Annotated in this window: 19 protein-coding genes; 12 read left to right on the forward strand and 7 right to left on the reverse strand. The window is 70.2% G+C overall.

Annotation, left to right across the window (positions count from 1 at the left end):
- Window positions 1-111 precede the first annotated feature (111 nt).
- On the forward strand, window positions 112-474 hold the full coding sequence (locus ACNYC2_RS02885) for a DUF3499 domain-containing protein (protein ID WP_419705600.1): 363 nt from the start codon (window positions 112-114) through the stop codon (window positions 472-474).
- A gap of 112 nt (window positions 475-586) precedes the next feature.
- Here the strand turns inward: ACNYC2_RS02885 and manA are convergent, their stop codons facing one another.
- The 3 genes from manA to ACNYC2_RS02900 all read right to left on the reverse strand — a co-directional run bounded on the left by manA (window position 587) and on the right by ACNYC2_RS02900 (window position 3,584).
- Window positions 587-1,825, reverse strand: coding sequence for a mannose-6-phosphate isomerase, class I (gene manA, locus ACNYC2_RS02890; protein ID WP_419705601.1), 1,239 nt, complete (start codon window positions 1,823-1,825; stop codon window positions 587-589).
- A gap of 89 nt (window positions 1,826-1,914) precedes the next feature.
- Window positions 1,915-2,115: a Trm112 family protein gene (locus tag ACNYC2_RS02895; RefSeq protein ID WP_419705602.1), complete on the reverse strand. Its 201-nt coding sequence runs from the start codon at window positions 2,113-2,115 to the stop codon at window positions 1,915-1,917.
- Window positions 2,112-3,584: a phosphomannomutase/phosphoglucomutase gene (locus ACNYC2_RS02900; protein WP_419705603.1), complete on the reverse strand. Its 1,473-nt coding sequence runs from the start codon at window positions 3,582-3,584 to the stop codon at window positions 2,112-2,114. Before ACNYC2_RS02900 ends, ACNYC2_RS02895 begins: the two co-directional genes overlap by 4 nt.
- Window positions 3,585-3,813: 229 nt before the next feature.
- Here ACNYC2_RS02900 and ACNYC2_RS02905 point away from each other — a divergent pair, with 229 nt between their 5' ends.
- The 3 genes from ACNYC2_RS02905 to ACNYC2_RS02915 all read left to right on the forward strand — a co-directional run bounded on the left by ACNYC2_RS02905 (window position 3,814) and on the right by ACNYC2_RS02915 (window position 11,426).
- Entirely contained in the window at window positions 3,814-6,369 is a 2,556-nt protein-coding gene (locus tag ACNYC2_RS02905) for a glycosyltransferase family protein (RefSeq protein ID WP_419705604.1), read from the forward strand.
- An 89-nt stretch (window positions 6,370-6,458) separates the two neighbouring features.
- Window positions 6,459-8,837: a glycosyltransferase gene (locus tag ACNYC2_RS02910; RefSeq protein ID WP_419705605.1), complete on the forward strand. Its 2,379-nt coding sequence runs from the start codon at window positions 6,459-6,461 to the stop codon at window positions 8,835-8,837.
- Between the two features lie 195 nt (window positions 8,838-9,032).
- The gene (locus ACNYC2_RS02915) at window positions 9,033-11,426 is read left to right on the forward strand and encodes a glycosyltransferase (protein ID WP_419705606.1); all 2,394 of its coding nucleotides are present in this window, start codon (window positions 9,033-9,035) and stop codon (window positions 11,424-11,426) included.
- Window positions 11,427-11,447: 21 nt separating this feature from the next.
- Here ACNYC2_RS02915 and ACNYC2_RS02920 read toward each other — a convergent pair whose 3' ends face one another.
- Entirely contained in the window at window positions 11,448-12,500 is a 1,053-nt protein-coding gene (locus tag ACNYC2_RS02920; protein WP_419705607.1) for a hypothetical protein, read from the reverse strand.
- Window positions 12,501-12,654: 154 nt separating this feature from the next.
- Here ACNYC2_RS02920 and ACNYC2_RS02925 point away from each other — a divergent pair, with 154 nt between their 5' ends.
- Genes ACNYC2_RS02925 through ACNYC2_RS02935 form a run of 3 tightly spaced genes read left to right on the forward strand, consistent with a single transcriptional unit; the run spans window position 12,655 to window position 16,016 of the window.
- On the forward strand, window positions 12,655-13,686 hold the full coding sequence (locus tag ACNYC2_RS02925) for a hypothetical protein (RefSeq protein WP_419705608.1): 1,032 nt from the start codon (window positions 12,655-12,657) through the stop codon (window positions 13,684-13,686).
- Window positions 13,687-13,744: 58 nt separating this feature from the next.
- Window positions 13,745-14,707 (forward strand): glycosyltransferase family 2 protein, encoded by a 963-nt coding sequence (locus ACNYC2_RS02930; protein ID WP_419705609.1) that lies wholly within the window; start codon window positions 13,745-13,747, stop codon window positions 14,705-14,707.
- Window position 14,708: 1 nt separating this feature from the next.
- A complete protein-coding gene (locus ACNYC2_RS02935) occupies window positions 14,709-16,016 on the forward strand; it encodes a polysialyltransferase family glycosyltransferase (RefSeq protein WP_419705610.1) in 1,308 nt (435 codons plus the stop codon).
- Window positions 16,017-16,114: 98 nt separating this feature from the next.
- Here the strand turns inward: ACNYC2_RS02935 and ACNYC2_RS02940 are convergent, their stop codons facing one another.
- Window positions 16,115-17,281, reverse strand: coding sequence for a nucleotide sugar dehydrogenase (locus tag ACNYC2_RS02940; RefSeq protein WP_419705611.1), 1,167 nt, complete (start codon window positions 17,279-17,281; stop codon window positions 16,115-16,117).
- Between the two features lie 131 nt (window positions 17,282-17,412).
- Between ACNYC2_RS02940 and ACNYC2_RS02945 the strand changes: the two genes are divergently transcribed.
- From ACNYC2_RS02945 to ACNYC2_RS02955, 3 genes are all read left to right on the forward strand, one after another.
- Window positions 17,413-18,654, forward strand: a complete 1,242-nt coding sequence (locus ACNYC2_RS02945; protein ID WP_419705612.1) for a cytidylyltransferase domain-containing protein — start codon at window positions 17,413-17,415, stop codon at window positions 18,652-18,654.
- Window positions 18,655-18,728: 74 nt separating this feature from the next.
- Window positions 18,729-19,622, forward strand: a complete 894-nt coding sequence (locus tag ACNYC2_RS02950) for an N-acetylneuraminate synthase family protein (protein WP_377142331.1) — start codon at window positions 18,729-18,731, stop codon at window positions 19,620-19,622.
- A gap of 210 nt (window positions 19,623-19,832) precedes the next feature.
- On the forward strand, window positions 19,833-20,876 hold the full coding sequence (locus ACNYC2_RS02955; protein WP_419705613.1) for a glycosyltransferase family 2 protein: 1,044 nt from the start codon (window positions 19,833-19,835) through the stop codon (window positions 20,874-20,876).
- 95 nt (window positions 20,877-20,971) lie between these two features.
- On the opposite strand, the gene ACNYC2_RS02960 is transcribed toward ACNYC2_RS02955, so the two are convergent.
- Complete coding sequence (locus ACNYC2_RS02960) at window positions 20,972-22,198, reverse strand: DUF6716 putative glycosyltransferase (protein ID WP_419705614.1); 1,227 nt, start codon at window positions 22,196-22,198, stop codon at window positions 20,972-20,974.
- A complete protein-coding gene (locus tag ACNYC2_RS02965; RefSeq protein WP_419705615.1) occupies window positions 22,195-23,268 on the reverse strand; it encodes a hypothetical protein in 1,074 nt (357 codons plus the stop codon). The genes ACNYC2_RS02960 and ACNYC2_RS02965 overlap by 4 nt, the downstream gene beginning before the upstream one ends.
- A gap of 162 nt (window positions 23,269-23,430) precedes the next feature.
- Here ACNYC2_RS02965 and ACNYC2_RS02970 point away from each other — a divergent pair, with 162 nt between their 5' ends.
- Window positions 23,431-24,426 (forward strand): ABC transporter permease, encoded by a 996-nt coding sequence (locus ACNYC2_RS02970; RefSeq protein ID WP_419705616.1) that lies wholly within the window; start codon window positions 23,431-23,433, stop codon window positions 24,424-24,426.
- Window positions 24,419-25,420: an ABC transporter ATP-binding protein gene (locus tag ACNYC2_RS02975; RefSeq protein WP_419705617.1), complete on the forward strand. Its 1,002-nt coding sequence runs from the start codon at window positions 24,419-24,421 to the stop codon at window positions 25,418-25,420. Before ACNYC2_RS02970 ends, ACNYC2_RS02975 begins: the two co-directional genes overlap by 8 nt.
- Window positions 25,421-25,427 lie beyond the last annotated feature (7 nt).

Below are 25,427 nucleotides of genomic sequence, written 5' to 3' on the forward strand. Positions count from 1 at the left end.
CTGGCAGCAACGGCGTGGTCACCTGCTCACCCAATCCGACCCCGGTCGATACGCCCGTGATCGTCCGGCGTGTTCGGCGCGTTGTGCCCGGTCAGGGCGTAGTCTCGGCGCGTGAGATCGGTGAGACAGTGTTCGCGCTCGGCCTGTACAAACGCGGCCGTAGCGACGCTCACATACGTGTATGCGGACTCGACAGCGGTACTTGGTCCGCTTGCGCACCTGGCCGAGCCCCACAGCTACGACCTGTGTGCTGAGCACGCCGAGCGGCTGACGGCACCGCGCGGGTGGGAGGTGCTCCGCCTGATGCCGGAGTTCGAGGACGCCGGGCCCAGCCCGGACGACCTGTCCGCCCTCGCCGACGCCGTGCGTGAGGCCGGCAAGGTGCGCCGTCCGGCGGAGCCGCCGACGGTCACGGAAACGGCCCGCCGAGGCCACCTGCGCGTCCTCCGCGCGGACGACGACACCTCGGCCTGACCCTGGGGTCGCCGAAGTAGAGCGTGCGTCCGGACACCCGCTCTACTTCGCCGAGGCGAGGCTGGCGAGGTAGAGCGGGTGTCCGGACGCACGCTCTACTTCGGCGAAGTGGTTACGGGACCCAGGCGCAGACCGCGTGGCCTGCGCCCGTCAGGTGCAGGTTGCCCGCGTCGTGCGGGATGAAGACCGACTCGCCCTGGACCAGGCGCTGCGGTCCCTGCTTCGAGCGGTCCGCGTCGAGCTTCAGCTCGCCGGCCAGGCACAGCAGGATCCGCGGGCCCGTCGCGGGCAGCGTGACCGCCTCGGCCGGGTCGACGTCGGCGGTCGTGAGCGCGAACTCCGTGACCGGCACGCGATAGGTGCGCACCTGCCCGCGCCCGCCCGCCGTCGTCAGCTCGGGGGTGGACGGCTGCTGCGGGGAGAACACAGTGCAGGCCACGAGGTTCTCCTCGTCGACGAGCTTCGTGGTCAGCCCGGCGCGCAGCACGTTGTCGGAGCTGGCCATGATCTCGATACCCAGCCCTGACAGGTAGGCGTGCACGACGCCGGCCGGGGTGAACGCCGCCTCGCCGGGTTCGAGCGAGAACCGGTTGAGCATGAGGGACGCGATGGCGCCCGGGTCGCCGGGGTGCTGGTCGGCGAGGTCGACCACCGTGCGGTCGGCGCGCTCGAACGGGGAGCCGGCCGCGAGCCGGGCCCGGACCGAGTCGAGGGTGGTCTGGATGTCGGCGGCGCAGGCATCGGAGGCGCGCGCGGAAAGAAGATGGTTGAACGCCTCGCGCATGCCCTCGTGGCTGCGGTCGCTCAGCAGCGCGGTGCGGACGCCGTCGACCATCTGGCCGGCCAGGCCCTCCAGCACGTCGAGGATCGTGCGCGGCGTGCGGAAGCCCGCCAGCCCCTCGAACTGCGAGAGCGCGACGATCATCTCGGGCTTGTGCTGGTCGTCCTTGAAGGACCGCTTCGGCGACGACAGCGGCAGGCCCGCCTTGTTCTCGCGCGCGAAGCCCTCCCGGGCCTGCCGCGGCGACGGGTGCACCTGGAGCGAGAGCGCCTTGCCCGCCGCCAGGATCTTCAGCAGATAGGGGAGGCGCGGGCCGAACTGCTCCGCGACCCGGTGGCCGAGCGTCTGCACCGGCGCCTCGCGCACCAGGCGGTCGAGGGCGACGTCCTCGCCCTCGATCACGCTGACCGACGGCGCACTGGTGTGGGCGCCGAGCCACAGCTCGGCCTGCGGACCGCCGTCGGGGTCGGCGCCGAGCAGGTGCGGGATCGCTTCGACGGACCCCCAGTCGTACCGCTGGATCGTGTTGGTCAGCGGCAGGGGCTCGTGAAACTGGGCGACGGCTAGCACCGCGCCAGGGTATCTCGGCGCGGACCAGCAGATGCGAGGGCTGTGGGGTGACGTAGGCGCGACCGGTCCCGATGCCTACGTCGAGGCGCTCACAGCGCCCGGGCGTCCGACTCCAGCAGCACCGGGATGCCGTCCCGCACCGGATAGGCCAGCGGCCGGTCCGGGTCGGTCGAGTGCAGCTCCGGCCCGCCGTCGGGCCCCGTCCCGTCCACCAGCTCCGCGCCCGTCACGGGACAGCGCAGGATCTCTCGCACCCACGGGTCCAGCTGGATGGTCGGGTCGGTGCTCATGCTGCTCCTCCTGCGTCGTCGGCCTCGGCACGCACCAGCGACAGGACGTCGTCGCGCACCTTGACCATGATGTCCTCGTCGGTGGCCTCGACGTTGAGCCGCAGCAGCGGCTCGGTGTTCGAGGCACGAAGGTTGAACCACCACTGCGGCTGGTCGTCCCAGTGGGACACGGTCACTCCGTCGAGCCGGTCGACCACGACCCCCGGATACGCGGCCAGGTAGGCGTCCAGCACCCGCTGGGTCGCCTCGGCGGCGTCGGGCACGGTCGAGTTGATCTCGCCGGAGGCGACGTACGGCTCGTACATCTCCGCGAGTGCCGACAGCGGGTGCGGCTGGCCACCCAGGGCGGCCAGCACGTGCATCGCGGCGAGCATGCCGGTGTCGGCGAAGAAGAAGTCACGGAAGTAGTAGTGGGCCGAGTGCTCCCCGCCGAACACCGCGTCCCGCCCGGCCATCTCCGCCTTGATGAACGAGTGGCCCACGCGGGTACGCAGCGTTTCGGCCCCGGCCGCCGACAGGAGGTCGGGCACGGCCCGGGAGGTGATCAGGTTGTAGATCACCGTGGGGGTGCGGCCGGCCGCCTTCTCCTTCTCCACCTCGCGGAGCCCCACCAGGGCCGTGACGGCCGACGGCGAGACGGGCACGCCTCGCTCGTCCACCACGAAGCACCGGTCGGCGTCCCCGTCGAAGGCGAGCCCCAGGTCGGCCTCGTTCGCCACGACGGCGGTCTGCAGGTCCACCAGGTTCGCCGGCTCCAGGGGGTTCGCCTCGTGGTTGGGGAAGGTCCCGTCCAGCTCGAAGTACAGCGGCACGATCTCCAGGGGCAGCGCCGGAAGGCCTGCCGCCTCGCCGAGCACCGCGGGGACGGTGTGCCCGCCCATGCCGTTCCCGGCGTCGACCACGACCTTGAGCGGGCGCAGCCCGGACAGGTCGACCAGGCCGCGCAGGAAGGCGGCGTAGTCGGCGAGGGTGTCGCGGTCGGTCACTGTCCCGGCGCCCGCGGACGGCACCTGGCCGGCCTCGGCGGGCCGCGCGTCGGCGTCGTCCAGGATCGCCTGGGCGACCTCGCGGACGTCGGCGAGGCCGGTGGCCTGGCCGACGGGCCGCGCACCCGCGCGGCACAGCTTGATCCCGTTGTAGGCGGCGGGGTTGTGGCTGGCGGTGAACATCGCACCCGGCAGGCCGAGGACACCCGAGGCGTGGTACAGCCCGTCGGTGGAGCACAGCCCGATGCGGGTCACGTCCACGCCCTCGGCGGTCAGACCCGCGGCGAACGCCTCCACGAGCTCGGGGCCGGAGTCACGCATGTCGTGGCCCACCACGACGCCGGGTGCGGCGTCGGCGTCGGGCAGCACGACGGCGCGAGCGAATGCCTGGCCGATCGCACGTGCGACCTGCGGTGAGAGCTGGTCCGGGACGGTGCCGCGGACGTCGTACGCCTTGATGATCTGGGAGAGGTCGAATGCCACGCGGTCAGCCTACGCCGCACGCCCGATGTGGAGGCTCACCTGCGACGACCGGCGACACGTCACGGCGGCGGATACCCCTAGGCTTGCGAGTGCTACGGCCAAACCGTCACCGTCAGAAGGTAGATGCGTTGTCATGACCGGTCAGGTAAGAGGGCTCGCTCGGAAACTGGTCGACAGGTTTCCACCCGTACGACGACGGGACGAGCTTCTCGCTGCTCGTCTTGAGCTCGTGACGGAGCTGCGCGAGCTCGTGACCCAGCAGCGGGCCAAGGTCGAGGAGCTGCAGGCCAACGCCGACGCGCTGGACGCCGAAGCCCGCAAGGAGCGGATACGCACGCGGCGTGCGCGGCGTCAGGTCGAAGAGCTTCGTGAGCAGGTCGAGCGCTCAGGAGGCTCCTCGACGTCGTCCGAAGCGGACCAGGCGTCTGCTTCTGCCGCCACCAACCGGATCCTCGCCTCGGGCGTGTTCGACGTGGAGTGGTACCAGGACCAGGCGGGTCTGACCTTCGCGGACCGGGCAGAGGCGGTCAGCCACTACGTCGAGGAGGGCAGGCGAGCGGGATGGTCGCCGCACCCGCTGTTCCTCCCGGCTCGCTTCGATCCGAGGCGGTGGGACCGCGAGGAGACCGATCCGCTGGTCGCGTACCTCGAGGGCGCAGACGGTGCCTGGGAGAGGTCGACGTCGCCGCTCTTCGACCCGGCGCGTGCCCACGGTTCGCGGCGTGCCGGCCGGGCCCCGCTGGCGTCGTTGCTGGAGGACGGCGAGCCGCAGACCCTGCCGCTGGCAGCCGACGCCGGCTGGTTGCGTGACGGGATCACCCTCTCCGAGGTGCGCGCGGCACTGCGGACGCAGGTAGGCGAGCCGGCGGACGAAGAGGCGATGTCCTGGCGCGACACGCCGGCCGGGAGCACCGTTCCGGGGCTGACGAGCGTCGTCGTCACCGACTGCACCTCGACCTCGGAGGTGCTTGCCGCCCTCGGCGCCGTCGACTCCGTGACGCGGGCCGCGGACGGCGGGACCGCGCAGTCCGTCGAGGTCGTCCTTCTTGTGCCCGACGAGCGTCGCGGGGTCTCCGTCGGGCTCGCACTGGCCCGTCTCGCCCGGTGGGACGTGCGGGTCGTGTCGGTGCCCGAGCAGGCGGGGACGGTCGCGGCCGTCGCCGCGGCGGTGCACGGCTCCCGCGGCGAGCACACGCTCCTGATGTCCGCGCGGAACGGGTTCAGGGAAGGGACGCTCGCCGACTGGCGCACCGCCTTCTCGGAGTCAGGCGCCGCCGTGGTCCACCCCCTCGTGCTCGACGGCCGACACCTCGTCAGCGACGCCGGTGTGGTCTACCCGCCCCATGGAAAGGACCCGGTCCCCTTCCTGGAGGGCATGCACCCGGACAGCGTCGTATGGCCCGCGCCGTGGGTCTCCGTGCCCGGAGCGCCGGTTCCGCTGCTGGCCCGGACGGAGTCCGTTCGCACGGTGCTGGGAGACGACCCGGGGGACGGCAGGGCCGGCGACCTGTGGGCTGACATCAGCCTGTCGCAGCGGCTCGCGGCGCGGGAGGGGCGGCCCGTCGTCGTCGTACCTGGCCTGGTCGGGACACGGGGAGGAGGGGCAGCGGCGTTCGACAGCTCGCCCCAGCCCGAAGAAGATCTGATGACGTTCCGGACGACCTGGCAGCAGGTACCGTCCGGATCGGCCGACCTCTTCCAGGCCTTCGGCGTCTCCCCGGTCTTCCAGGGCGTCTCGGCGCTGAGCGCCCCCGAGAAGCAGAAGTCCTGGACGCGGGCGCTCTGGCTCCCCGCCGGAGCAGGCCACCGCGCCACGGTCGTGGAGTCCCCGCCTTCGCTGCGGTGGGCGATCAAGACCGCGGCCCCGTCCGCGGACCGCGCGCGCCAGTGGGGCGACTTCCACTTCGCGAACTCGCTGGCGGACGCCCTGCGTGCGCTCGGCCAGCGCGCCGTCGTCGACTACCGGCTCAACGACGCCCGGTCCACCTCGTACACCGACGACGTGGTCGTGACGCTGCGTGGCCTGTTCGCCGTGACGCTGCCCACGAACGTGACCAGCGTCGCGTGGGTCATCAGCCACCCCGACGTCGTGACGGCGCGCGAGCTCGGGTCCTACGACCTGAGGTACGCGGCGAGCCCCGGCTGGGCACGAGACGTCTCGTCGGCATGGCACCTGCCGGTTCGGCCGTTGTTGCAGTGCACCGACCCGAGCCGCTTCTACATCGACGACGAGCCCGTCCCCGAGGTCGTCGGCAAGGCGCTGTTCGTGGGCAACTCGCGGGGAGAGGCCCGGCCCGTCGTCATGCACACCGTCGCATCCGGCACACCGATCGCCGTCTACGGCGAGCACTGGGAGGAGTTCCTGCCCCCCGAGGCGATCGCCGGAACGTACGTACCCAACGAGATCCTCCGCCGGTACTACCGCTCGGCGGCCTGGGCGCTCAACGACCACTGGGCCGACATGCGAGACCTCGGCTTCGTCTCCAACCGGGTGTTCGACGTCCTCGCATCGGGTGGCCGGCTGCTGACCGACGAGATCGAGGGACTCGACGAGATCACCCGGACCGTGCTCCCGGAACGTGGGCTGGCTCGCTTCAGGACCGCTGAGGACCTGGACGCGGTGCTCGCCCAGGAGAGCGGGGCCTGGTACGACGAGACGTCGTTGCGTGCGCTGTCCGACTACGTCCGCAAGGAGCACAGCTTCGGCGCGCGGGCCCAGGTCCTCCTCGAGGACGTGCTCGCGCACCGTGCCACTGCGAGCGGCGGCGCTTCTCACCCGTCGTGAGCCGACGGCTCCTGCCGATTCCTGGGGCAGGCTCCCCTACGACTACGATTGCAGCGATTTGCGCGCCCGCCCTCACCTCGGAGACCTCATTGCACACGCCACCACTCGTCTCGATCGTCCTTCCGGTGCACAACGACGAGGCCTGGGTCGGGAACGCACTCGAGAGCGCCCTGCGTCAGTCGAACGGGCAGTTCGAGGTCATCTGCGTGGACGACGCCTCGACCGACGGCACGAGCAAGGTCATCGAGGGTTATCAGGCCCGGGACGAGCGCATCCGGCTGATCCGGCTGGAGCAGAACGGCTCGGCGTTCCAGGGCCGGCGGGTCGGCATCATGGCGGCGAAGGGTGAGTACATCCTCTTCCTCGACGGTGACGACGAGTTCGCCCCGGACGCGGTCGAGAAGGCGTACGCGAAGGCACGCGCGACGGACGCCGACCTGGTGGCCTTCGGTGTCGAGGTCATCAACCCGGACGGTCAGAAGGTCGGCGGATACCAGAAGCGCCTGACACCGGTTCACCCGTCGCTCAGCGGTGACGATGTGTTCAACACTCTCTTCCCGGTGGGCAAGGCGGCCCAGGGGCAGCTCTGGCGATTCCTGTTCCGGGCCTCGCTGCTTCGTGAGGTCTACGAGATGCTCCCGGCGGACCTGGTGCTCCCGCGGGTCAACGACCTCCCGATCCTGTTCCTTGCGGCGGCGCGCGCACGGAAGTACGTGTCGATCACGGACAAGCTCTACCGGTACTTCTTCCGTCGTGGGGGGAGCGGCCACGCGGTCGCGGACGTCGCCCAGTTCGCCTTCTACATGGGCGCTGTCGACTCCGTCGAGAGCATCCGCCCGGCACTCGACTCCCTGACGGGGACCCGGCAGGATCCCACTGATCTGATCAGGAGCTACGAGTCGGCGCGGCTGTCGATGATCGCCAACGTCGTCGGGTTCCTGCAGAAGAACATGAGCAGCGAGCTGCACGGGGCGTGTCTCGACCTGCTGCACACCCGTGTCCCGCAGTCGGACGTCGTGCTCGCGGCCGTGACCCACTGCCCGGAGGTCCTCCCGGTCCTCGCGGCGAGCGGCACCCGGATCGAGGCGGGCGAGCGTCCGGTGCGCAGCGTGCTGCTGACCACGAAGACGCTCACGACCGGCGGGGTCTCCGGCGTGCTGCTCTCCCAGGCGCACTTCCTGCTCGAGGCCGGGTACAAGGTCACGATCGTCGCGCACCGCAAGGACAGCGCGCTCGACGGCGTGCCCGAGGGTGCGAAGTTCATCGAGATGAAGGGCAAGGGCCTGCCCGCGCGGGTCGAGGAGTGGGCGCAGATCTGCCGGGACGAGGAGATCGACGTCATCATCGATCAGCAGATCCTCTACAGCCGGCAGTGGCCGTCGTACGCCCTGATGGCGCGCGCCCTCGGCGTGCCGACGATCGGGTGGATCCACAACTTCGGCCTCCGCCCGATCTACGACCAGAACGACCTGACGTCCTTCCTCACGGACCACCTCAACGCGCTCGCGACGACCGTCACGCTCTCCCAGCTCGACGTGGCCTACTGGAAGCTGCGCGGCATCGAGCACACGGTCTACCTGCCGAACCCGCCGTCACCGCTGCTGATCGAGTCGGCTGCCGTGCAGGTGACGAAGGAGGCGCCCGCCGGCCGGCTCGAGCTCGTCTGGTGGGGCCGCCTGGACGAGCGCACCAAGAAGCCTGGCGAGCTGCTCGCCATGGCGCAGGAGCTGCGTCGGCTGTCGGTCGACTTCCAGCTCACGGTCATCGGGCCGGACTGGAAGGACTACACCGTGGCGGACCTCACCGCTGAGGTGGAGAGGAGGGCTCTCGCCGACCATGTGAAGGTCGTCGGTGCGCGCCGCGGGGAGGAGCTGATCCGGTCGATCGACGCGGCACACCTCTTCGTGACGACGAGCATCATCGAGGGCTACCAGCTGACGCTCGCGGAGGCACAGGTTCGTGGTGTGCCCGTGGTCATGTACGAGCTGCCGTGGCTGGTGCCCGTCCAGGACAACGAGGGCATCGTCGCCGTCCGCCAGGGCGACGCGGTGGGCCTCGCCCGCGAGGTCGCGGCCTTCGCCGACGATCGTGAGCGGTACCTCAGGTACTCGCAGGCGTCGGTCAAGGCCGCCGAGCGCATGATCTCCTATGACATGTCGAGCCTGTACCAGCAGCTGCTCCTCGGCGAGCTGCCTGCCGAGTTCTCGCCGGAGCCGACGCTCGACGACGCCCGGCAGATCCTCGACTGGACCGTCTTCTACGCGGAGACCAGCTTCGCGGAGAGCACCGCGGAGAAGTCACGCGGCCTGGCCGGCAGGCGGAAGGCGCGCAGGACCGCGGCGGCCAGGAAGGTCTCCGCCGCGGCCCCCGCCAGGAAGGCCTCCCTGGTGCGCAGGGTGGCACGGCGGAGCATCCGGACCTTCCCTGCGCTGGAACCGGTCCTGCGGCGAGTGCAGAAGGCGCTGTAACAGCGTCGGGGAGGTGAGGGCTCCTGGTAGGAGCGAGGTCGCCGAGGCCGGCCGCTTCTACCAGGAGTCGCGCGGGTCCGTGGGGCGACGACTTTCATGGCTCGTGCAGCGGCCGGGACCTACGATTGCGGCAGGTCGCCGGCGCCCAGGATGACGGCGGCGTTCTGCGCGTCCGCCCTCACCTCGGAGACCTCCTTGCACACGCGACCACTCGTCTCGATCGTCCTTCCGGTGCAGAACGACGAGGCCTGGGTCGGGACCGCGCTCGAGAGCTGTCTGCGTCAGTCGAACGGGCAGTTCGAGGTCGTCTGTGTGGACGATGCCTCCGCCGACGGCACGAGCAAGGTCATCGAGGGTTACCAGGCCCGGGACGAGCGCATCCGGCTGATCCGGCTGGAGCAGAACGGCTCGGCCTTCCAGGGGCGTCGGGTCGGCATCATGGCGGCGAAGGGCGAGTACGTCCTCTTCCTGGACGGTGACGACGAGTTCGCTCCGGACGCGGTCGAGAAGGCGTACGCGAAAGCACGTGCGACGGACGCCGACCTGGTCGGGTTCGGTGTCGAGGTCATCAACCCGGACGGTCAGAAGGTCGGCGGATACCAGAAGCGCCTGGCACCGATTCACCAGTCGCTCAGCGGTGAGGGCGTGTTCACCGGCCTCTTTCCGGTCGGCAGGGCGGCACAGGGGCAGCTGTGGCGGTACATCTTCCGGACCTCGCTGCTTCGTGAGGTCTACGAGATGCTCCCGGCGGACCTGGTGCTCCCGCGGGTCAACGACCTCCCCATCATGTTTCTCGCGGCCGCGCGTGCCCGGAAGTACGTGTCGATCACGGACAAGCTCTACAGGTACTTCTTCCGGCGTGGAGGGAGTGGGCACGCGGTCGCGGACGTCGCCCAGTTCGCGTTCTACATGGGTGCGATAGACGCCGTCGAGAGCATCAGCCCGGCGCTCGAGTCTCTGTCGTCGACCCGGAAGGACCCGACCGAGCTCATCAGGAGCTATGAGTCGGCCAGGCTGTCGATGATCGCCAACGTGATCGGCTTCCTGCAGAAGAACATGAGCAGCGAGCTCCATGGGGCGTGTCTCGACCTGCTGCACGCCCGTGTCCCGCAGTCGGACGTCGTGCTCGCTGCGGTGACCCACTGCCCGGAGGTCCTCTCGGTCCTCGCGACGAGCGGCACCCGGATCGAGGCGGGCGACCGTCCGGTGCGGAACGTGCTGCTGACCACGAAGACGCTCACGACCGGCGGGGTCTCCGGCGTGCTCCTCTCTCAGGCGCACTTCCTGCTGGAGGCGGGGTACAAGGTCACGATCGTCGCGCACCGGAAGGACAGCGCGCTCGACGATGTGCCCGGGGGCGCCGGGCCGCGGCGCGCGCTGGACGGTGTGCCCGAGGGCGCGAAGTTCATCCAGGTGCGGGCCAAGAGCCTGCCTGCCCGGGTGGAGGAGTGGGCGCAGATCTGCCGGGACGAGGAGATCGACGTCATCATCGATCAGCAGATCCTCTACAACCGGCAGTGGCCGTCGTACGCCCTGATGGCGCGCGCTCTGGGCGTGCCGACGATCGGGTGGATCCACAGCTTCGGGCTGCGGCCGATCTACGACCAGAACGGCCGGATGTCCTTCCTCACGGACCACCTCGACGCGCTCGCGACGACCGTCACGCTGTCCCCCCTCGACGTGGCCTACTGGAAGCTGCGCGGTATCGAGCACACGGTCTACCTGCCGAACCCGCCGTCACCGCTGCTGATCGAGTCGGCTGCCATGGAGCTGACGAAGGAGGCGCCCGCCGGCCGGCTCGAGCTCGTCTGGTGGGGTCGCCTGGACGAACGCATCAAGAAGCCTGGCGAGCTGCTCATCATGGCGCAGGAGCTACGGCAGATGTCGGTCGACTTCCAGCTGACGGTCATCGGGCCCGGCTGGCAGGACTACACCGTGGAAGACCTCGCCGCCGAGGTGGCGCAGAAGGGCCTGGCCGATCACGTGAAGGTCGTCGGGCCGCGCCGCGGTGAGGAGCTGATCCGGTCGATCGACGCGGCACACCTCTTCGTGACGACGAGCATCATCGAGGGCTACCAGCTGACGCTCGCCGAGGCTCAGGCGCGCGGGCTACCCGTGGTCATGTACGAGCTGCCGTGGCTGGTGCCGGTCCAGGACAACGAGGGCATCGTCGCCGTCCGCCAGGGCGACGCCGTAGGGCTCGCCCGCGAGGTCGCGGCCTTCGCCGACGACCGTGAAAGGTATCTGAGGTACTCGCAGGCGTCGGTCAAGGCCGCCGAGCGGATGACCTCGTACGACATGTCGAGCCTGTACCAGCAGCTGCTCGTTGGCGGGCTGCCTGCCGAGTTCTCGCCGGAGCCGACGCTCGACGACGCCCGGCAGATCCTCGACTGGACCGTCTTCTACGCGGAGACCAGCTTCGCGCAGAGCGCCGAGAAGCCGCACGACCGGGCCCACGGGCACGCGCCAGCCCGGAAGGCCTCGGCCTCGGTCAGGATGGCCTCGCTGGCGCGACGGGTGGCACGGCGGAGCATCCGGACCTTCCCCGCCCTGGAACCGGTCCTGCGGCGGGTGCAGAGGGCGCTGTAAGGGCGTCCGGGAAGCAGGCTGTCAGAGGACGGAGTCCATGGCCTTGTGGATCCGCTCCTGCAGGTCCCCGAGCGTGGCCCGGGCGGTGTCGATGCCGGACACCAGGCTGGAGCGGCGGTCCACGACCTGCGGGCCGAGCCGGCCGAACTCGTCGTACCGGCCGGTGAGCTCGCCGAGACCCGCGGAGTCGAGCAGACGCTTGATCTTCTCCGGGTCAGCCGCCGATCCGAGCGGGTAGGCACCCTCGGTCGCGCCGATGATCAGTCCGTGGGCACGGTCGCTGATCACAGCGAGCGACCTGCCGTAGATGTCGCGGGCGTGGACGTCAAGATCGCGGTGGCTCATGCTGGCCGGCACGAGGTACTTGCCGCCGAGCTCCTCGGCGACGCGCACGGCACGGGGAGCGTCGCGGGCTACCTGGGCGAGCGTGACGATCTCGGTCGACGTCAGCGCGGCGAGGGCGCGGACCGCGTCGAACCACGAGGCCTCCGGCCACGGCCGGTCGTAACGCAGCGTGATCGGCAGCAGCGGGCGCTCGGACTCCGGGGCCCACTCCGACGTCGGCGTGCCCATCGAGTAGGCCCAGTCCGGCGCGACGTCGCCGAAGCCGGCGGCGTCACGCGACGGCTGGTCCCGCCACGACACGATCGCCGCGTCCTTCAGCACCTGGTGGAACGTGACCGACTCAGCCGCGACCTTGGGGGACCGGATCCCGATCCCGGCGACGATGACGGCGCCCCCGGCCTCGACCGCCTGCTGCAGGCCGAGGACACGGCCGCGCTTCGGGTACGTGCCGGCACGCGGGTTGATCTCGCCGGCCTCGAAGAGGTGGACGGGACGAACGGCGGCCCTGGAGGCAGCGCTCCACTTCGACGCCTTCGTGTAGACACGGTCCTCTGGCTCCAGGGGGAGTCCGGAGACGTAGTCCGAGGTCTTGCCCTCCAGCAGCACGTGGATGCGGCGGCCCTCGCCCCGGGCGGCGACGAGGAAGCCCGCCCGCAGCGCTGAGTCGCCGAGGTTGTCGTCCTGCCCACCGAGGTTGACGAAGACATCTTGGACACGGTTCGAGTTCACGGTGGGGGATCCTAATATGCGAGTCGCGGTTTCGGCGGTCGATCAGGCTGACGCGCACAGGGGCTGTGGACCGTGAGACCCGCCAACCGCTGAGACCCGCCAAAGTGGCAGTGGACCGGAGCACGGCCACGGTCCACGTTGGTATCGTAGCCTGGTGCCGAACCTGACTCATCCCGCCGCCGATCTCGCTGTCGAGCGCGACCAGATTCTCGTCTACGCCTCTCAGCGACAGCCGTACCACATCCTTTCGTACATCGACCAGATCGTCGGGAACGAGGCGACGCCAGACGTCGAGTTTCGCTTCTTCGAGGGCAAGCTTCCGCACGCCGACATGGACGTGATCCACCTCCACCGGTCGACCGTGCTCTTCGGCAAGGGAAGCCGGTGGAAGCGGCTCGCGAAGCTGGCTGACTTCGTGCTGCAGGCCAAGCGCCGCAAGATCGCCGTGGTGCGGACCCTCAGCGGTGCCGACGCCAGCGGCAAGGGCGGCAGGCTGCGCCGGGCCGCGAACCGGTTGCTCGACCAGGTGACGACGTCGTACATCGTGCTGGACGAGGTGACGCGCACGCCCAAGGGACGCTCCGTCACGCTCATCCCGCACGCGCACTACCGTGAGCGGTTCCTCGGCTACCCCCGCTCCGAGCAGGTGCCCGGCCGGCTGCTCCGGATCGCGCCCAGCCTGCCCAAGGGTGTCGCACCGGCTCTCGCGAACTTCTTCCTCACCGAGACGCCGGGTCTGACGCTGCGCGTCGTCGGCAAGCCGCTGTCCGGTGCGTACATCGGGCTCAAGGGGATGGCCGCACGCGACCCGGAGCGGGTGTCCCTGCTCCTCGAGACCATCTCGGACGGTTCGACCGTCCAGGAGGTCACCGCGGCCGAGCTGGTCCTGCTCCCCAAGGTGGCAGAGATCGAGGACATGCAGGTGCTGTACCTGGCGCTGTCCCTCGACCGCCCGGTCCTCGCGCCCGCCACCGACCTCACGCGGCGGCTCGCCGACAAGGTCGGCGCCGGCTGGATCACCCTCTACGAGGGCGCTCTCACCGCTGAGGTCATCGACTCCGCGGTGGCGGGCCTGCGCGCGACGCCGCCGTCGGGCAGCCCGCAGCTCGACGGGCCCGACCTGGAGGGGACGGCGAAGATGTACGCCAAGGTCTTCCGGGAGGCGGCGGCTGCCGGTCGCCGGTGAGCTGCGGGTCGGTGTGCTCCGGTCGTCTTTCCGGAAACCATGAGCCAGGACGGAAACCTTGACCACGCTGAGCATCATCGTGCCGGTCTACAACGCGGCCACGTTCCTGCCCAACTGCCTCGCGACGATCAGGGCGAACCGGCGCGATGACTATCAGTTCATCCTGATCGACGACCACTCCACGGACGAGACGCCCGAGATCATCGAGCGTGCGGCGCAGGAGATGCCCTGGCTGACGACCCTGCGCAACCCGGAGAACTACGGGGTGGCGCGCTCCAGGAACATCGCACTGACGCATGCCGAGGGCCGGTACCTCGCCTATCTCGACGCCGACGACTGGTACCAGGTGGGACACCTGGACCGGACCCTTGCCGCGTTGCAGCGGCTGGACGTCGACTTCGTCCGGACCGATCACGTGCGGGTGGACCGGATGGAGCGCGTGATCGAGCGAGCGCCGGAGGACCGCCGGAACGTCGTGCTCGACCCGAGGTCGCAGATCGGCGCGCCGGGCTACCGGACCACCGTGGACTACCCGTTCCTGTGGGCGGGGATGTACGACAGGGAACGGATCGACCCCGCACTGTTCGCCTTCGACGAGTCCTTGCGGACGGCCGCGGACCGCCCGTGGTTCTGGCGTCTGCACCTGAACACGAAGTCCACTGCCGTGGTGGACCTGAACGGCTACTTCTACCGCAAGGACGACAACCCCACGGCGCTCACCCAGGCGGGCAACGCGAACACGCTGCACTTCCTGGACGCCTATGCAGGCATCCGCGACCTGGCAGTCGGCTCGGGTAACGCCGGGTACGTGGACAAGGCCGCGTACGGGGCGATGCGGATCGTCGAGTTCCACGTGTCCCGCCGTGCCAGGCTGTCCCACGAGCTGCAGCACGAGCTGTACCACCGGTCGTCGGCGTTCCTGAACTCGTTCCCACCGGAGTCCGTCCGGACCGCGTTGCGGCACTTCAACCTGCCCAAGCGGATCGTGCTCGGGAAGATCCTGCGAATCGAGGCGGACTGACATGGATCAGCTCTTCGTCGCTCCCACCTTCACGGCGGCCGCCCTCATGGCGACCGCCGTCGACGACGGCCTGTACGCCGACGCCGGCACGAAGGTGCTGATGACGACCAGCAGCTCACCGATCCCGGAGCTCGGGCTCGGCCTGGCGGAGCAGCCAGGTCTCGACGAGCTCGCCCGGCGGTTCGACCGGGTGGTGTCCCTCAACGAGATCATCTACCCGCAGCACCCGCTGTCGTGGAGCCCCGCGGAGGACATCGAGCGGTGGCGGGGGATCATCGCGACGGCGGTGGGTCTGCGTGCGCCGTTCGGGATCACGCTCCAGTCGTTCCCGGTCGAGCCGTCGACCTCGATCCTGCGTGTCTTCCAGGAGGGTCCGGTCGACGTCGTCTCCGACGGGCTGATGACCTACGGCCCGACGCGGATGCCCGCGATGCGGCGGGTGGCTCCGCGCCTGCGCCGGCTGCTCTACCTGGACCTGGCCGGCGGGCTGGACCCGGTGCTCCTGCGCGAGCACGGGGTGGAGAACGTGGTGCTGTCCTCGTCGGGGTTCCGGGACGTGGTGGCCGAGTACGGGAAGGTGACGGCGTCCGCGTCGCCGGGCGAGGAGCGGGTCGACGCGATCCTGCTCGGTCAGCACCTGAGCGCGCTCGGGCTGCTGTCCCAGGACGAGGAACAGGAGCTGCACGAGAAGTTCCTCCGGGTGGCCGCAGGACTCGGGTACCGGCAGGTCGCGTTCAAGCCGCACCCGAGCACACCCCCGGCGTTCGCGCACCGTCTCCCGGACCTGGCCGACGAGCTGGGGGTGCGGCTGCAGGTTCTGGACGCCCCCGTACCCGTCGAGGTCCTGTACGACAGGCTGCGGCCCGCCGCCGCGATCGGGTGCTTCTCGACAGGGTTGTCGACGGCGGTCGAGGTCTACGGGATGGACGGGTACGCCGTCGGGGTCGACGACGTGATCGAGCGGCTGCCGGAGCTCCAGGACAGCAACCGCATCCAGCTCGCGATCACCGACGTCCGCATGAAGCGCGTGGACGTCGCGCCGGACGGCACCCTGGTCGAGCGCGGTCCCGCCGAGATCGACGTGCAGCTGCTGGTGGACGAGGTCGCGCACGCGCTGCAGCCGGTGCGGCGCCCAGGTAGCGGCGACGAGGACCAGCGTCTCGCAGACGCTCGCGCACTGGCCCGGAAGGTGCGGGCCCGGCTCCGGCGCGACGCGGGACGCGTCGTGCGCAAGGCGTCCCGACGGTCGAAGGGGGCGGTCCGCACGGCGAACGCGGTCGCCAAGGCCGTCATGTTCCGCCCGCACTGAGCCCGGCCCCGTTGGTCGAGCTTGCCCGTTGGTCGAGCTTGTTCCCGCTGGTCGAGCTTGTCGAGACCCAGGTCTCGACAAGCTCGACCAACGGTAGGTCAGTCGCGGCCGTAGATGTCGCGGGTGTAGACCTTGTCGGCGACGTCGTCGAGGGCCTCGGTGCGGCGGTTGGCGATGATGACGTCGGCGCGGGTCTTGAAGGTGTCGAGGTCGCGGACGACCTCGGACGCGAAGAACTCGTCCTCCTCCAGGGCGGGTTCGTAGACGATGACCTCGATGCCCTTGGCCTTGATGCGCTTCATGATGCCCTGGATGCTGGAGGCACGGAAGTTGTCCGACCCGGACTTCATCACGAGGCGGTAGACGCCGACGGTCTTGGGTTCGCGGCGCAGGATGTCGGCGGCGACGAAGTCCTTGCGGGTGGTGTTGGCGTCCACGACGGCGTTGATCAGGTTCTGGGGGACGTCGGCGTAGTTCGCGAGGAGCTGTTTGGTGTCCTTGGGCAGGCAGTAGCCGCCGTATCCGAAGGACGGGTTGTTGTAGTGCGATCCGATGCGGGGGTCCAGGCCGACGCCCTCGATGATCTGTGCGGTGTCCAGGCCGTGGGTCGCGGCGTAGGTGTCCAGCTCGTTGAAGTACGCGACCCTGAGGGCGAGGTAGGTGTTGGCGAACAGCTTGATGGCCTCGGCCTCGGTGGCGTCGGTCAGCAGGATCGGGACGTCCTTGGTGACGGCGCCTTCCAGGAGCAGGTCGGCGAACTGCTTGCCGCGTGCGCCGCGGTCGCCGACGACGATGCGTGAGGGGTGCAGGTTGTCGTACAGGGCGCGGCCCTCGCGCAGGAACTCGGGGGAGAACACGATGCCCGCGCCGGGGTGCTCGGTGCGGACGCGTTCGGTGAACCCGACCGGGATCGTGGACTTGACCACGATGGTCGCGTCGGGGGAGATCTGCAGGACCTGGGCGATCACGGACTCGACCGAGGACGTGTCGAAGAAGTTGGTGACCTCGTCGTAGTTCGTCGGGGTCGCGATGACCACCACCTGCGCACCGGCGAAGGCGGCCGCGGCGTCCAGCGTCGCGGTCAGGTCGAGCTCCTTCGTGGCCAGGTAGTCCTCGAGCTCCACGTCGACGATCGGGCTCTTGCGCTCGTTCACCAGCGCGACCTTCGAGGCGTCCACGTCCACCGCCCACACCTCGTGGTGCTGGGCGAGCAGGACGGCGTTCGACAGGCCGACATAACCGGTTCCGACAACAGCGATCTTCATAGGTGAACTCTCTCAGACCAGGGGTGCGGCGGGGAGCGCTACAGTTGACAGCCGCCCTTGCGCGCGAGACGCAGGCGGCGCGGGACCTGGCCGACCAGGGACCTGCCCGAGTCAGCCCGTCAGAGGAAAGCATGCCAGAGACAGCCGGCCCGTCGGCCATCGTGATCATCCCAGCCCGCGGCGGTTCGCAGGGGGTCCCGCTGAAGAACCTGGCCCGGGTGGACGGCATCACGCTCGTCGGCCGGGCGGTCCAGGCCGCGTCCGCGGCCCCGTCGGTAGGGACCGTCGTCGTCTCGACGGACCACGACGAGATCGCGGCCGAGGCGCGGTCGCACGGAGCCCGCGTAGTGGTCCGCCCCGCCGAGATCGCCGGGGGGACCGCGTCGTCCGAGTCGGCGCTGCTGCATGTCCTGGAGCGTGTCGAATCCGGTGACGGGGGCTTGCCCCCGCAGGAGATCCCGCCGGTCACCGTGCTGGTGCAGTGCACCTCACCGTTCATCGATCCCGCGGACCTGGACGCAGCCGTCCGGACGGTCGCCGACGGGGAGAAGGACGTGGTCGTCGCCGTCTCGGAGACGCACGACTTCCAGTGGCGGATCGACGACGGCGTGGCCAGCCCTGTGGGCCACACCACCGAGTACCGCGAACGGCGTCAGGAGCGGGCCCCGCACTACCGGGAGACCGGCGCCTTCTACGTGATGCGCACGGACGGGTTCCGGGAGAGCCGGACGCGGTTCTTCGGCGACGTCGGTATCCAGCCGGTCGCCGCGGAGTGGGCGATCGAGATCGACGAGCCGCGCGACCTCTGGCTCGCGCGCCAGCTCGTGGACCAGAGCGTCGACGCCGCCCCGGAGCCGCTGGACGTCGACGCCCTGGTGACGGACTTCGACGGCGTGCACACCGACGACCACGCCTACGTCGACCAGGACGGGACCGAGCAGGTCAGGGTGAGCCGTGGTGACGGGATGGGTATCTCCCGCCTGCGGCGCACGGGCATCCCGATCCTGATCCTGTCCACCGAGACCAACAAGGTCGTCGCCTCCCGCGCGAGCAAGCTGCGCGTGGAGGTGCTGCACGGCGTCGAGGACAAGGCCACCGCGCTGCGCGGCTGGCTCGCGGAGCACGGTCTCGACCCGGCACGGGTCGCGTACGTCGGCAACGACGTCAACGACCTGGCCGCCATGGAGGTCGTCGGCTGGCCGATCGCGGTCGCCGACGCGCGTCCCGAGGTGAAGGCGCAGGCCAGGATCGTGCTGTCGCGCGACGGCGGGAACGGTGCGGTTCGTGAGGTCTGTGACCGTATACTCGCTTCGCGTCCGGGTGAAGTCGCTCTCAGCGCTGGCACCGCCCAGGCCCCCGTCGTCGCCGGATAGCCATCTTCGGCCCGTACGAGCACTACCCCGCACGAGCACTACCCTGTGCATGACATCTTCGGAAGGACCTCGATATGAGCGCGACCACCGCGCAGCCCACACCGGTCGCCATCGGCGAGCACCAGGTGGGCGCTGACCAGCCGGTCTACGTGATCGGCGAGATCGGCATCAACCACAACGGTGACGTCGAGATCGCCAAGAAGCTGATCGACGTCGCGGTCGACGCCGGCTGCCAGGCCGTGAAGTTCCAGAAGCGCACTCCGGAGATCAGCACTCCGAAGGACCAGCGGGACAAGATCCGTCAGACGCCCTGGGGCGAGATGACGTACCTCGAGTACAAGTACAAGGTCGAGTTCGAGGAGCCGGAGTACACGGAGATCGACGCGTACGCCAAGGACAAGGGCGTGCAGTGGTTCGCCTCTCCGTGGGACGCGCCGTCGGTGGACTTCCTGGAGAAGATGGGCGTTCCGACCCACAAGGTCGCCTCGGCGTCGGTCACGGACCACGAGATGCTTCGCGCGCTGGCCGCGACCGGCAAGCCGATCATCCTGTCGACCGGGATGTCGACGCTGGAGCAGATCGACGCCGCTGTGGAGATCCTGGACACGAGCAAGCTCGTGATCCTGCACTCCACCTCGACCTACCCGCTTCCCCCCGAGGAGGCGAACCTGCGCACCATCACGACGCTGCAGCAGCGCTACGGCGTGCCCGTCGGTTACTCGGGCCACGAGACCGGCCTGCAGATCTCGATCGCGGCCGTCGCGCTGGGCGCCGTCGCCGTCGAGCGGCACATCACGCTCGACCGCGCCATGTGGGGCTCGGACCACGCCTCCTCGCTCGAGCCCAAGGGCCTCGAGACGCTGGTGCGCGACATCCGCATCCTCGAGAAGGCGCTCGGTGACGGACAGAAGCGCGTCATGCCCGGCGAGTTCTCGCCGATGTCGCGCCTCCGTCGCGTCGACGCCTGAGCCGTAGGCGCAGCGCAGGGTGGGGGCCGAGGAACGAGGCACTCGCCCGGAGCGTAGCCGCAGGCTCAGGCGTGAAAGATAGAGCCTGAGCCGTAGGTACATGGTCGGAGGCGGGCGCCGCACTCGCGGTGCCCGCCTCTGATGTTCCTGGATCGACAAGAACCCAAGACTGCGGCCGAACCTGGCCCGGCCATCGCGAGAGGGGGCCACGTGCCCGAGCGGGTTGAGGCGGCGAACATGCCGTTGGTGACGGTGGTCGCCGTCGTACGTGACGAGGAGCCGTACCTCGAGGCAATGGTGCGGTCCGTCCTGGAACAGGACTACCCGCACCCGCTGCACGTGGTGCTGGCGGTGGGTCCGTCGCAGGACCGCACGCACGAGATCGCCGAGAAGCTCAGCGCCGAGACCGGCCGGGTCACCGTCGTGGACAACCCGACGGGCTCCAAGCCGCTCGGCCTCAACGCGGGCCTGGCGCGGATGCCGGAGGGGCACTCGATCTTCGTCCGGGTGGACGGCCACACCGTCGCGGAGCCCACCTACGTGCGCCGCGCGGTGGAAGCCCTGCAGGCCGCCGGGGCGGACGGCGTGGGCGGCCGCATGATGCCCGTCGGCGACACCCCCGTGCAGAAGGCGGTGGCGCGGGCGATGAGCCACCCGGCCGGCCTCGGATCGGCGTCGTTCCACACGGGCGGCAGCGCCGGCCCGGCCGAGACGGTCTACCTGGGCACGTTCCGCCGCGAGGCGCTGGAGCGCGTGGGCGGGTACTCGCCCGTGTACGTGCGGGCGCAGGACTGGGAGCTGTGCCTCCGGCTGCGGAACAGCGGCAGCCTGCTGTGGTTCGACCCGTCACTCGTGGTCGAGTACAAGCCGCGCCGCACGCTGGGCGCCGTGGCCACCCAGTTCTGGCGGACCGGCATGTGGCGCCGCGAGGTGGTGCGCCGCAACCCCGGCACCGCCAACCTTCGTTACCTGGCCCCGCCGACCGCCGTCGTCGGGCTCGGGGTGTCCGTGCTGCTCGCCGCCGTGGGCGCCGTCACGGGTGTGCTGCCGCTGACGCTGCTCGGGCTCACGCCGCCCGCCGTCTACCTGCTGGGTGTGCTCGGCGCCTCGGCTCACGCCGCGACCCGCCGTCCGCGGCTCGACCTGCCGTCCGCGCTGGCCCTGCCCGCGACGCTCGTGACGATGCACATGGCCTGGGGCGCGGGATTCCTCCGCGGCCTCACCGAACGTGTCCGGGTGGACGACGGCGTCTGACCCGAGCAGGTTCCGCGAAGTAGAGCGCCTGTCCGGGTCTCCCTGGTGACACCAGGGAGACCCGGACAGGCGCTCTACTTCGCGGAAGCCGCAGGTCAGGCGGGCTTGTCCTTGTCCAGGACGAGCCGGACCGAGCGGTTCGACCGACGGGCCACGTCGTAGACGAACTTGGGCATGTACATCTGCAGCGTCATCCGCAGGTAGCGGGCGCGGAGCCACGGCTTGACCTCGGCCAGCGGCGTCAGCGTCCCCGTCTCGCGGCGCGCCGCGAGGTCCCGGACGGCCGCCGGCAGCTCCGACTCGGACGTGTGCAGGTAGTTGTCCTCGAGCCACGCGGGATCCGGGTCCGGGCCACCGGTGCGGAACGCCTCCGCGGCGTCGGCGACGTGCATGACGCAGCCGCTGCCGACGAACGGCGCGTTGAGCAGCTCGGCGCTGACCCCGAAGTCGTCGATGATGACGGTGGACAGGCCCAGGGCCAGCGACTCCATGGCGGCGGTCGAGCTCACCGTCATCAGCGCGGACCCCGGCTGGAGCCACTCGGCCATCGGACCGTCGACGAACCGGAGGGTGTCGCTGCGGTGCCCGAGCTGGGCGTGCTCGGCGTCCCACAGCTCGTCGTACGGGTACGCCTCGTTGTGCGTCTGCCGCTCGCCCTTGCGGGCGCGGAGCTTGACGATGACCTCGAACTCGTCGTCGGCGAGGCGGGCGAGCCGGTCCAGCAGGGCGACGCGGTCGGGCCGGCTCTCCGGCACCTTGGCCTGCGCGGCGAAGATGATCCGCTTGACCGGCTCGGTGCCGAGGCTGGCCGACATGTGCTCGAGGAACGGCAGGTGCGCCAGCGGCACGTCGGGGGCGACGCCGTGCGCGGCGAACGACTCCCGGTAGGCGTCGATCTCCAGCCTGCTGTGCACCACGAAGGCATCGCACCAGCGGCGCCAGCCGGTGCCCTTCGGCGTGGCGGGCAGCGCCATGCCGGGCAGGCCCGTGACGAGCGCGGGACGGCGCTTGCCCGTGGCGGCGACGATCGCACGCGCCACGACCTCGGCGACGGGCCCGGTGGCGGCGATGAGCACGACGTCGGGCGTGTTCTCACGGATCTGTGCGGCGAGGTCCCGGACGGGCAGCACGGCGGGACGGACCACGGAGGATCCGGCGACGGCGGCGGCGATCTGGCTGGTGGTCGGCGCGATCGGCGTCTTGACGATCACCGCGGAGCGGTCCAGACCCTCCTCGTCGGCCGGGCCGAGCCTGTCCAGCGTCGCGCATGCCCACTTCAGGTACGAGTCGCTGTCCGCGACCGCGAGCACGCGGATGGTCATTCGTTCTCCTCCGGGGAGTCGATCTCTTTGACGTCCTCGGCGGCGGCACGGGCTTGCCGGGCGAGCTCGACGACGCTGGTCAGGTGTGCTCGGTGGTCGGCCGAGGCGCGCTGGGTCCACCAGTCGGCGGGCACGTCGAGCGCGGTGACGGGGACACCGAGTGGTGAAATGATAGTGGTCAACAGGATGGTCGACGTCGACGGCAGGCTGATCACGCGCTGGCCGGACCGCAGGCCGCGCAGCCGGATCTCCACGGGGGCGCCGGGCGCGTCGACGGTGACACCGTCGGTCGAGGCCAGTGCGGCGAGCAGCTCCGGCGTCTGGCGGCGATGGGGGAGGTAGCGCAGCGCTCCCTCCTTGGCCAGCGACCGGATCCAGTCCAGGTACCGGTCCGGGTCGATCAGCCCGTCGGCGGGCATGCCCGAGCCGACGACGATGGTGGGCTCGGGCATCGACTCGTCCGCGGGCTGCGCGGCGAGCCAGCCGAAGCGGTTGGGCCGGACGTCGAAGCCCTGGGCCCGCAGACCGGTCGCCAGGTCGGGTGAAAGTGGAAGTGCGGTGAAGATCGTGACGCGGCCGTCGGCGGCCAGGGACCGCAGGCGGCCGGCTGCCACGGCACCGAGCCGACGGCGGGGGGCCCGCGCGGGCTTGCCGATGCGGACCAGCGGGTCCTGACGCACCAGGAGGCGGCACAGCTCGAGGGTCGCGAGGCCGTCGTCGACCAGCACGACACGTTCGGGCCGCCGCAGGGGGACCGTGGCCTGGAAGAGACCGGAGAAGGCGTCGCCGACGAGCCACACGGGTTCCCGGGCGGTCAGCGCGCTGCGCCGACCTGCCAGATCGAAGGTCAGGCCTTCGGGAAGGGCGAGGCCACGCACGGCGGACAGGGCGTCGCCCAGGGCGGGGACGTCGTCGCGTACGTGGACGTGGGTGTCGGTGCCGCCGTATCCGGCGGCGTGCGCTTCGACCGTGCAGAGCAGCTGCAGCGGCGACTCGACCAGGGCGCCGGCGACACGCGGGGACGCGGCTCGCGGGTCCGTGGCCCGAGGAGCGGGACGGGGGTGATGCACGCGGTGCAGTCTCTCACGGGAGAGGTCCACCGAGGTCCAGAGGTGTGGTCCCAGGTGGCCCGAACAGGCCTCGGTCACCCTGCTAGGGTTCGGGACCGGCTAGGATCGAACGGCCGGAATGTCGCCGGCAGTGCCCCCGACCAGACAGGTATTTCCCCTACCGTGAGCACACCTACTACCGACGCGGTGGCGCCCGGGGCGCCCTCCGCCAGCGGTGATGCGAAGCAGCCTCCGCCGCCACTCGTGCCGAGCACGACGTCGGCCGAACGGCTCGCCCTCGCGAAGCAGTACGGGCTACGGCCCCTGAACGTTCGCCCCCCGCTGGGCGAGTACATCCGCGAACTGACGAAGCGCTGGGCGTTCATCCGCGTCCTTGCCACGTCGACCGCCTACGCGAAGAACCAGAACAACTACCTGGGCCAGCTCTGGGCAGTGCTCAACCCGGTCCTCAACGCCGGCGTGTACGTGCTGATCTTCGGGGTGATCCTGCAGCTCAGCCGCGACATGGACAACTCGATCGCGTTCATCGTGATCGGTGTCTTCATGTACCGCTTCATCGAGGCCTCGGTGACCGGCGGCGCCAAGTCCATCAGCGGAAAGACGTCGCTCCTTCGTTCGCTCCACTTCCCGCGCGCAGTGCTGCCGATGTCGACGGTGCTGTCGCTGCTGACCACGCTCATCCCCGCGATCGTGGTGATGTGCGCCATCACGCTGCTGAGCGGGTTCCTGCCGGCGTACGAGATGATCCACGTGACGTGGTGGTGGCTGCTGCTGCCCGCCGCGATCGCGCTGATGTGGATCTTCAACACGGGCCTTGCGTTCATCATGGCCCGCTGGGTCGCCACCACGCCGGACCTCGAGAACGTGCTGCCCTTCGTCATGCGCGTCGTCATGTACGCGTCGGGCGTGATCTTCCCGGTGAGCGCCAGGGTGCACGAGCTGCAGATCGCCGAGCCGGCGAAGACGCTCCTCACCGGCGCCCTCGACTACCAGCCGGTGGCCGTCTATCTCTACCTGGTGCGCTCCGTGCTGATGCAGGAGGAGCAGTTCCCGCCCAGCGGCCTGATGTGGGCGCTCGGCGGCGCGTGGGCAGTGCTGTTCTTCGTGATCGGTTTCGTCGTCTTCTGGCGCGGCGAGGAGAGGTACGGACGTGACTGAGGCCGACGACCACATGGACTTCGACCTCGAGGTCGAGCCGGAGGACGAGGGGGAGGAGGCGCTCGAGACCGATCTGGGCGAACCCTGCCTCGTGGTGGACGACCTGCACGTCGTCTACCGGGTCATCGGCGGCCGGGCCAAGAAGGAGGCCGAGAAGCAGGGCGCGGAGATCCGCGAGGTCAAGGTCAAGGTCCCCTTCTTCAAGCGGCTGCTCCAGGCGGGACGCCGGCACGTCGGTGCCGTGAGCGAGATCCACGCCGTGCGCGGTGTCTCGTTCACCGTGCGGCACGGCGAGTCGGTAGGCATCGTCGGCGTGAACGGCTCCGGGAAGAGCACCATGCTCCGGGCGATCGCCGGACTCATGCCGCCCCGCTCGGGCAGCGTGCACGTCTCGGGCGAGCCGTCGCTGCTCGGTGTCAACGCGGCGCTGATGCCGCAGCTCACCGGCGAGCGCAACATCATGATCGGCGGTCTCGCGCTCGGGCTCACGCCCAAGCAGGTCGACGAGCGGTTCGACGAGGTGGTGGAGTTCGCCGGTATCGGTGACTTCGTCTACCTGCCGATGAAGACGTACTCGTCCGGCATGGGCGCACGCCTGCGCTTCGCCATCTCGTCGTCCGCCTCGCCGGACATCCTGATGATCGACGAGGCGCTCGCCACCGGCGACGCCGCGTTCAAGGAGCGCAGCAAGGCGCGCATCGAGCAGGTCCGCGAGAACGCGGGCACCGTGTTCCTCGTGAGCCACTCGATCTCGACGATCGAGGCGATGTGCACGCGCGTGCTGTGGATGCATCAGGGCCAGCTGGTCATGGACGGTCCCGTGCGCGAGGTCGCCGAGGCGTACAAGAACTTCGTGCGGGCGCAGCGTCCGGGCCGTCGGACCATGAGCCCGGCGCGCCGCAGGGCGCACCTGCGCAAGAAGGCGCGGGAAGAGGCGGAGCAGAAGGCTGCGGCCGCGGCCGAGGCGAAGAAGGCGGCCGACGCGCACGCGTGACTCCGCG

It is taken from the genome of Promicromonospora sp. NFX87 (assembly GCF_048564965.1).
Classification (GTDB): Bacteria; Actinomycetota; Actinomycetes; order Actinomycetales; family Cellulomonadaceae; genus Promicromonospora.

What these genes read in the sequence shown, in the direction of transcription:
- ACNYC2_RS02895 (WP_419705602.1), bottom strand. Translation starts at nt 2,115, where the DNA reads ATGAGCACCGACCCGACCATCCAGCTGGACCCGTGGGTGCGAGAGATC.
- ACNYC2_RS02935 (WP_419705610.1), top strand. Translation starts at nt 14,709, where the DNA reads ATGGATCAGCTCTTCGTCGCTCCCACCTTCACGGCGGCCGCCCTCATG.
- ACNYC2_RS02940 (WP_419705611.1), bottom strand. Translation starts at nt 17,281, where the DNA reads ATGAAGATCGCTGTTGTCGGAACCGGTTATGTCGGCCTGTCGAACGCC.
- ACNYC2_RS02945 (WP_419705612.1), top strand. Translation starts at nt 17,413, where the DNA reads ATGCCAGAGACAGCCGGCCCGTCGGCCATCGTGATCATCCCAGCCCGC.
- ACNYC2_RS02950 (WP_377142331.1), top strand. Translation starts at nt 18,729, where the DNA reads ATGAGCGCGACCACCGCGCAGCCCACACCGGTCGCCATCGGCGAGCAC.
- ACNYC2_RS02960 (WP_419705614.1), bottom strand. Translation starts at nt 22,198, where the DNA reads ATGACCATCCGCGTGCTCGCGGTCGCGGACAGCGACTCGTACCTGAAG.